Origin of the sequence: Mesorhizobium sp. M4A.F.Ca.ET.050.02.1.1, from assembly GCF_003997725.1 — a bacterium.
In the GTDB taxonomy this organism is placed as follows: domain Bacteria; phylum Pseudomonadota; class Alphaproteobacteria; order Rhizobiales; family Rhizobiaceae; genus Mesorhizobium.
Genome location: NZ_RZSG01001214.1, coordinates 1 through 1,144 on the forward strand (window position 1 = coordinate 1; position 1,144 = coordinate 1,144).

Consider the following 1,144-nt stretch of genomic DNA (forward strand, 5'->3'; position numbering starts at 1 on the left):
GGCTCACCATGGCCGAAACGATGCTCCTGCTCGTCTTCTGCCTGCTGTTGGTCGCGGGCGCCATTGTCGCAAAGAAGAAGGCCGAACTGGAAACTGCCCTTGAAAAGGTATCTCGCGGCGAGGCAGAGGTCCGACAACTCAAGCAGGAGAACAAAAACCTACTGGCCCAGGTTGCCGAGCTCTTGGAACGGTCCACCGGGCACAAGGTGCCTGATGAGGAATGGCGAAAACTAGTCCGGACTAAGAAGGCGATCGAGCAGATCGAGCAAAAGGGACTGACGGCCGAGGAAGCAGTTAGCCTGGCGGAAGCCACAGCCGCGGTCCGCGACAACAACCTCACAGCGGACGGCGTGCGCAAGCTGCTGCTAGCGGATCAGCGCGCGGCCGATGCCGAGCGCAAGCTGGCTGACGCTGAAAAGGAACTTGCCGAAACGACACGGCAGCCTAAGGATCTGCCCCCGATCATCAATCTCAGCGAAGCCAAGGGCTACTCCTTCGAAGTCAGTAGCGCCGAGCTCAAACCCGCCTTCAAGGCCAAGCTTGAGGGCGCTATCGCCAAGCAGATTGCCGAGATCGTCTCAAAATACGATGTCGATGTCGTCGAGGTCATTGGCCACACTGACGAGCAGCGGTTGTCGAGGCAGTCGAACATGGACTTCGTTTTGGGCCGAGTACTTTCCGGAGATGAGAGCGTCAGCAGAATGGAGCCGGGTGACAATGCCGGGCTGGGTCTCGCGCGCGCGATATCCGTTGCGTCGGTTCTGAAAAAGAAGTTGGGCGCTCTGAACATCCTACCGATGTCAGGCGGTCAGCTGATCCTCCCTGATGACCGCCTGACGGATGGAGCCCAGTCCGGCGATGCTCCGGCAAGACGGCGCATCGAGATCCGGGTACGCAAGAGCAAACAGAAATTGGCTGCCGAAGGCAACCACGAAGGCGACTGATCGACTGATCGGCAAGCTGGAGGGCTATGAACATGTTTCCGCGGTCCTTCATCCAGACACGCAGTTCAGGCGAGCGCTTTTTCGCAGTCGGCCAAAGCTTCTCGCCGACAGTCTATCCAAAGGAGGTTAGTTTGGTCGATCCGGCTGATATCTATTTCGATCTTTTGAAGCGCAATATGCGTACGAGACGTCGCCTGATC

General features: G+C 58.1%; 1 protein-coding gene. It reads left to right on the top strand.

Annotated elements, in window-relative coordinates; translation table 11 throughout:
• Positions 1–944 (top strand): OmpA family protein (locus EOA33_RS36410; RefSeq protein WP_127407776.1); only part of this gene is annotated, 944 nt, incomplete at its 5' end.
• Positions 945–1,144 lie beyond the last annotated feature (200 nt).